This is a genomic window from Flavicella sp., assembly GCF_037132785.1.
Classification (GTDB): Bacteria; Bacteroidota; Bacteroidia; order Flavobacteriales; family Flavobacteriaceae; genus Flavicella.
Genome location: NZ_JBAHZZ010000139.1, coordinates 21,701 through 28,323 on the forward strand (window position 1 = coordinate 21,701; position 6,623 = coordinate 28,323).

General features: G+C 31.7%; 8 protein-coding genes and 2 pseudogenes. 4 read left to right on the top strand and 6 right to left on the bottom strand.

What is annotated here, in order from left to right:
* Positions 1-16: 16 nt before the first annotated feature.
* Positions 17-388, bottom strand: a complete 372-nt coding sequence (rsfS, locus tag V5787_RS09265) for a ribosome silencing factor (RefSeq protein ID WP_336892957.1) — start codon at positions 386-388, stop codon at positions 17-19.
* Between the two features lie 85 nt (positions 389-473).
* Between rsfS and V5787_RS09270 the strand changes: the two genes are divergently transcribed.
* Entirely contained in the window at positions 474-1,214 is a 741-nt protein-coding gene (locus V5787_RS09270; protein WP_336892958.1) for a biotin--[acetyl-CoA-carboxylase] ligase, read from the top strand.
* Positions 1,215-1,220: 6 nt separating this feature from the next.
* Here the strand turns inward: V5787_RS09270 and V5787_RS09275 are convergent, their stop codons facing one another.
* Both V5787_RS09275 and pyrE read right to left on the bottom strand, forming a co-directional pair.
* Positions 1,221-1,610, bottom strand: coding sequence for an SRPBCC family protein (locus V5787_RS09275; RefSeq protein ID WP_336892959.1), 390 nt, complete (start codon positions 1,608-1,610; stop codon positions 1,221-1,223).
* A gap of 18 nt (positions 1,611-1,628) precedes the next feature.
* Positions 1,629-2,270 (bottom strand): orotate phosphoribosyltransferase, encoded by a 642-nt coding sequence (gene pyrE / locus V5787_RS09280; RefSeq protein WP_336892960.1) that lies wholly within the window; start codon positions 2,268-2,270, stop codon positions 1,629-1,631.
* Between the two features lie 22 nt (positions 2,271-2,292).
* Between pyrE and V5787_RS09285 the strand changes: the two genes are divergently transcribed.
* The 3 genes from V5787_RS09285 to V5787_RS09295 all read left to right on the top strand — a co-directional run bounded on the left by V5787_RS09285 (position 2,293) and on the right by V5787_RS09295 (position 5,262).
* Entirely contained in the window at positions 2,293-2,859 is a 567-nt protein-coding gene (locus tag V5787_RS09285; protein WP_336892961.1) for an NUDIX domain-containing protein, read from the top strand.
* Positions 2,860-2,991: 132 nt separating this feature from the next.
* On the top strand, positions 2,992-4,647 hold the full coding sequence (locus V5787_RS09290) for a SulP family inorganic anion transporter (protein WP_336892962.1): 1,656 nt from the start codon (positions 2,992-2,994) through the stop codon (positions 4,645-4,647).
* A 6-nt stretch (positions 4,648-4,653) separates the two neighbouring features.
* The gene (locus V5787_RS09295; RefSeq protein ID WP_336892963.1) at positions 4,654-5,262 is read left to right on the top strand and encodes a short-chain dehydrogenase; all 609 of its coding nucleotides are present in this window, start codon (positions 4,654-4,656) and stop codon (positions 5,260-5,262) included.
* A gap of 8 nt (positions 5,263-5,270) precedes the next feature.
* Here V5787_RS09295 and coaD read toward each other — a convergent pair whose 3' ends face one another.
* The 3 genes and pseudogenes from coaD to V5787_RS09310 all read right to left on the bottom strand — a co-directional run.
* Positions 5,271-5,723, bottom strand: a complete 453-nt coding sequence (gene coaD / locus V5787_RS09300) for a pantetheine-phosphate adenylyltransferase (RefSeq protein WP_336892964.1) — start codon at positions 5,721-5,723, stop codon at positions 5,271-5,273.
* A 105-nt stretch (positions 5,724-5,828) separates the two neighbouring features.
* Positions 5,829-6,149: pseudogene (locus tag V5787_RS09305) on the bottom strand (DUF4268 domain-containing protein); the annotation flags it as partial.
* 13 nt (positions 6,150-6,162) lie between these two features.
* Positions 6,163-6,549: pseudogene (locus V5787_RS09310) on the bottom strand (IS1595 family transposase); the annotation flags it as partial.
* Positions 6,550-6,623 lie beyond the last annotated feature (74 nt).

The following is a 6,623-nucleotide window of genomic DNA, read 5'->3' on the forward strand; positions in this document are numbered from 1 at the left end:
AAGCTAAAGTTTAGAATTAAATAGATGTTGATATTTTAGTGATTTTTGCATCACCCCATAAGCCTTCAACATCGTAGAACTCTCTAGTTTGTTTTTGAAATACATGTACTACAATATGTACATAGTCCAATAGAATCCATTCTGCAACTGATTCACCTTCTATATGCCATGCTTTTTCTTGCCCTTCTTTTCCAACTATTTTTTTAACAGAATTTGAAATTGCTTTTACTTGTGTGTTTGAATTACCCGAACAGATTACAAAATAATCACAAACGGTATTCTCTATATTTCTCAGGTCTAATAACTGAATATCTTCTCCTTTTACCTCCTCAATTCCTTTTATAATTATAGAAATTAATTCATCGGTACTTTTATTTTTTTTAGACATTAAATTTTATTTAATTTGCAGCAAAGTTATTGTTTTTTCTGTAAAAATACACGAAATAAAACCTTGTTTCCTTTATATTTTAAATATGTATATAATCAAACTTGATGCCATTGGATCTACCAATTCTTTTTTGAAAGATTTGGTATCAAATTCTGTGGTTGAGAATTATACGGTTGTGACTGCAGAATATCAGACAAATGGACGGGGGCAAATGGGAACAACATGGGAGTCTGAACCAGGTAAAAACCTTATGTTTAGTGTGTTTGTTGAGCTTTTAGATTGGAAATTGGTAGATGCTGTCAATTTAAATTATATAGTTACTTTGGTTGTTTTTACAGCACTTAAAAATTTAGGTTTACCAAGAATGTCAATAAAATGGCCGAACGACATTTTGTCAGATAATAAAAAAATATGTGGCATTTTGTTAGAGAATTCAGTGAATTCTGAGTTTTTAAAATCGACAATTATTGGGATTGGAGTAAATGTGAATCAGGAATTTTTTTCTGAGGATTTATCATTAGCGAATTCCATAAAAAGAATCTTAGGTGTTGATCAAGATAGAATGGGAATATTACAGAATATCGTTTCTAACTTAAAAGAAGAGGTTGAATTGTGTTCCAAGGACAGTTTTATAGATATAAAGGAGAGGTACCTAAAGTCTTTATACAAATACTTTATGCCATCTATGTTTGAAAGCGCTGAGGGTGTGTTTATGGGAAAGATTGTAGGAATCAATTCTATTGGTAATTTAGAAATAGAAATGGAGGATGAGAGTGTTCGGCATTTTGGACTTAAAGAAGTAAAGATGCTTCGAGAAGTCCATTAAATATTTTTATAACTTTTCAATATTGTCAACTAGAGTTTCAATAAACTTAGTCAATGGCTTTTTGATCATCATACTAATCATAGGGTTAAATTCCCCATTGAAATAGACTTGTACCTCGGAAGAATCAATAGAAATCTCATTTATGATAAGCTCTAATGTAAATGGCATTTTACTACTAGCGGCTCCTAAAATTATTTTCGAATAGGGGGTTTTGTCTTTTAAAACTAACCTTATTTCTGGCATTCCTTTTAATCCGAAAATAAAAGAATTATTGTCGATTTCAAATTTTTCAATACTCTCAGGCATCAATCCCTCATATGAAGATAGTTGCTCTAACGTGGCATAAATAGATTCAGAAGATTTAGTTACGGTAACTTTTCTACTTTCTAATTTCATAAGATTTAGGATAAAAAATTATTGATTCCATGTACTTGGAGATTCTCTCCATTCTGATAAAGTATCCATTTCGTTTTTAGAAATGTAATTGTCTTTATGTGCTTGAGCTAATAGATTATTATAATCGCTTAAGGTTGTTAAGTCGATATTCGCTTTTTTGAAATTTTCTAAAGCGATTTCAAAACCGTAAGTAAAAATAGCAATCATTCCTTTTACATTTACATTAGCGGATTTTAAAGCTTCTACAGCAAGTAAACTACTCATTCCTGTACTGATTAGGTCTTCAACAACAACAACGTTACTTCCTGACTCTAAGAATCCTTCAATTTGATTTTGACGACCATGTTTTTTTGCTTCTGGACGTACATAAACAAAAGGAACTCTTAGTTCTTGTGCTACTAAAACCCCTATAGCAATGGCTCCCGTGGCTACACCTGCAATAACATCTGGTTTTCCGTATTTCTCAACGATAGCTTTAGCAATGCTTTCTTTAAGAAAATTACGTATTGGAGGAAATGATAAAGTGATTCTATTATCACAGTAAATTGGAGATTTCCATCCAGAAGCCCATGTAAAAGGGTTTTTAGGTTGTAGTTTTATTGCTTTTATTTGTAAAAGCAATTTTGCGGTAGCATTAGCAGTATCTTTGTTCAAAATCATGTTGCAAATGTATAAAGTTTTTATGAATGATAAGCCAATTATCATTACTGATTCTTCTGAAAATTCAAATAATTGTGAAGTTTATTGTTTTCAAGATATTAATTTTATAGAGTTGCAAAATAAGATAATTTCTCCCGGAGTTGATGGTATTTGTTTGCTAACAGATGAAATAGATAATGACTGGAAGTCTTTTCTGTCTAATTTTAAGGTGATTGAGGCTGCAGGTGGTAAAGTCTATAATTCAAGAAAAGAGGTCTTGTTTATTTATAGGTTTGATAAATGGGATTTGCCAAAAGGACATATTGAAATCGGTGAAAATAAAAGAACAGCAGCTCTAAGAGAGGTTGAAGAGGAATGTGGTGTTGATAAATTAACAATAGAGAAAGAGTTGGAAACTACATATCACACGTTTTATTATAACGGAGAGTTACGACTTAAAGTGACTTATTGGTATTTAATGCGTACCAGTTATATCGGTAAACTTATTCCTCAACAAGAAGAAGGGATTACTCAAGTTGCTTTTAAAAATAAAATTGAAGTCATAAAAGCGCTTAGGAATACTTACCAAAACATCAAATTACTTTTTTAATAATTTAGTAATGTAATGCTCTCGTTTCCTTTATAGAACTATATGAAAAATTCAGTAATTTTCTTTTTCATTTATTGACTTTGTCAATACAAATAATAGCTGTAATTTTGCATTTAGTAAATTCAAAAATTAATGACCGATTTTATTAGGAATATAACCCAAAATCCTAAGGACAATATTCTTGCAGGTATTACCGTTTCATTAGCAATGATTCCAGAAGTAGTTGCTTTTGCCTTTGTTATTCAAATAGACCCTTTAATAGCCTTGTCTGGAGCATTTATGGTTGGGTTGATAACCGCAGTTTTTGGAGGTAGACCTGGGTTGATTTCTGGTGCAGCTGGAGCAGTAGCTTTAATTTTTGAGGATATGATTTCTGAAGGACATTCTAAAGGATTGTTATTTGATATTCCAATAGAAAACATGGGCTACTTTTATTTGTTGGCTGCCGTTGTACTGATGGGAATTATTCAAGTATCCGCTGGTGTTTTAAAACTTGGAAAATTTGTTAGATTGATACCGCATCCTGTAATGATGGGTTTTGTAAACGGTTTGGCAATAGCAATATTTATTGCCCAAGTTAAAATGTTTTCTCATAAAGAATTGAGTCTTGCAGATAATGGGGTAATGCAATATTTGAATATTCCGATGGAAGGAACAGAATTGTATATGATGCTAGGTTTGGTTGCATTAACAATGGGTATTATATGGTTGTTACCTAAAGTTACTACAAAAATACCCGCTGCATTAACAGCTATATTAATTACCACTGGAATTGTAATTTTTGGTGGATTGGATGTGAGCACAGTTGGGTCTTATATTATTGAAGGAGGAGGAGATGGTTTGAAAGGAGAATTACCAACACCCAATAAAGATCTTTGGCAAAATTTACCGATTAATTTAGGTACATTAAAATTTATTTTACCCTATGCTTTTTTAGCTGCTTCTGTTGGTTTAATAGAATCGTTAATGACAATGAATCTAGTGGATGATTTGACAGACACTAGAGGAGATGGGAATAGAGAGTGTATAGCACAAGGTGCTGGTAATATTTTTAGTGGATTGTTTGGAGGTGCAGGTGGATGCGGAATGATTGGTCAAACAGTTGTCAATATCAACGCAAAAGGAAGAAGTCGTTTGTCGGGGATAACCATGGCATTAACTTTACTAACATTTATCCTTTTTACAGATGAGTATATTGAGCAAGTGCCAGTTGCTGCATTGGTAGGTGTTATGTTTGTGATGGTGATTGAAACATTTGCCTGGTCTAGTTTTAGAATTATTAGAAAGATACCCGTTGCAGATGCTGTTGTTTTAATTATTGTTTCTGCTGTGACGGTAATTGTTGATTTGGCAATTGCTGTTTTTGTAGGAATCATAATTTCTGCTTTAGTTTTTGCTTGGGAAAATGCAACAAAGATTAGAGCTCGTAAAAGAGTTAAAGATGATGGAACGAAAATTTATGAAATCTGGGGACCATTATTCTTCGGTTCAGTTTCTGGTTTTATAGAAAAATTTGATATAAAAAATGATCCTGAAAGGATAGAAATTGATTTTGTAGAATCTAGAGTGTCAGATCATTCTGCTATCGAAGCAATATCTAATATTGTAAGTAAGTATGAGCAAGTAGGGAAGTCAGTTAAATTAAAGCACTTAAGTGAGGAGTGTAAAATTTTATTAATGAAAGGAGATAAAAAATTTCAGAAGTTAATAATACAGGGTATAGATGATCCGCGTTACCATTTGGCAGCGAACCCAGAAAAATTTACTAAAGGATTGTATTCTAAATAACAAATAATGCAGAGATATCTTAATCTTTATTATCAATATTTATCAAGAACTGGTTTGTTTCAGTTCCTAGGGAAGAACTTGTTTAAGCTGAGTGTTATTGTTGGTTTTCTTGTTCTTCTTGTTTTTTTATTGGAAAAGTTTGTAATAACAATAAAAGATCTTTTTGAGGTGATTGTAGATACAGTTGATGCTTGGGTGGTGTTTTTGATTTTTACACTATCAGAATCTTTTCTAGGTTTATTGCCTCCAGATATTTTTATTGTTTGGACAAAGGAATTAGGGCGAGATATAGGGGTAAATCCTTGGCTGTTGACCTTATTGTTAGCTTGTTTGTCTTATGCCGGCGGGTTGGTTTCTTACTTTATTGGAGCCAAGCTAGTTCATGTTCCAAAGATACATGATTGGGCAATTAATAAATATGGTGAACTGTTTAGGAATTTAAAAAAATGGGGAGGTTTTTTTGTCGTAATTTCCGCCTTATTACCCATTCCTTTTTCGATAGTACTGATGGTTTGTGGGATAACAGGTTATCCTTTTAAATGGGTCTTATATCTTGGTTTGTTTCGTTTTGTGCGATTTGGTTTGTACGCTATATTTTTATTTACACTTGTTTAGAAGTCGTACTATTGAAGTACAATTTTAGGCACCAAAATACTTGCATCTCCATTATTTCGTATAATATCTCTTACGATACTCGAACTGATATACGAAGTTTCAGCACTAGTTAATAAAAATACTGTTTCAATACCAGAGAGTTTTCTATTTGTAATTGCAATTGCTTTTTCAAACTCAAAATCGGAAGGGTTTCTCAGTCCTCTTAGAATAAAATCAGCATTTATTTCTTTGCAATAATTTACTGTAAGTCCTTTGTAGGTAGTTACCGATATTTTTGGCTCGTTTTGAAATGTTTTTTTGATGAAATCTATTCGTTGCTCTAGAGAAAACATATATTCCTTATCAGCATTAATTCCGATGGCAATAACGACTTCGTCAAACAAAGGTAAAGCTCTGTTTATAATATCGAAATGACCAAGGGTTAAAGGGTCAAATGAACCTGGAAATACTGCTTTTTTCATAAGTTAAGTTTCTAATAGAGTATCAAAGATACTGTTTATTGATGATAATAGATGTCTGTGAGAGTTGTGGTTTGTTTCTGTTGAAATAAATGGGGCTTTAAGTGTTTAGTTGTTGGCTTGTTTGATAAAGTCTTCAAATTCATAAAACCAAAGTTCGAACAGGGGCATGTTTTTATTAAAAAACTGAAAAGCATTTCTCCAAGTGTTTTTATTGTAAATATTAAACTCCTCATCTAATTGAACATAAATACGTGATATGGTTTTGCCATTGTCAAGAGTGAAATTCTCCTCAAAGACGATTTCAGGTATATATTCCTTTTTTAAAACCGTTTTAAGAGCCATTATTTGTTGGTATAACTGTTCTCTTTTTGCTTCGAACTTTGGTTCTATATCTAAGGTGATCAAAGCTGTTTTATTGTCAGCATAAAACTTAACTGAGTTATACGCCTAGTGTCTGTTTTATATTTTTTTGATATTTAGGTTTTGTAGTACCATTCTAAGAATTGTTTTATGAAAAATGGATTCTTTGTATTGTGACCTATTAATTCTAAAACAAAATTCATCAAAATATGCTTGTATATGCCATTTACTTACATGAGTTGGTATTGCTCTTAACCATGATTTTAGTTGCATAATAACCACATGTAACTCTTTGAAGTTTTTTCCATTATTACTTAATTTTTGTTCGATGTTATAGTTCTTTATTAAAGGATTATAACCTCTCCATTTATCGGTTGTTATTTTAGCGTCTTTGCTTATATGTTGTTCAACATATAAGTGTTAAAGATTTGGCTGAATAATCATTTATTGATTTCACATAGACTTGGATTCAAGGTTGTAACGCAACAAAGCGTTAATAATTTTTAGTGATTCAATACTCAAATATAGTGATTATAATAT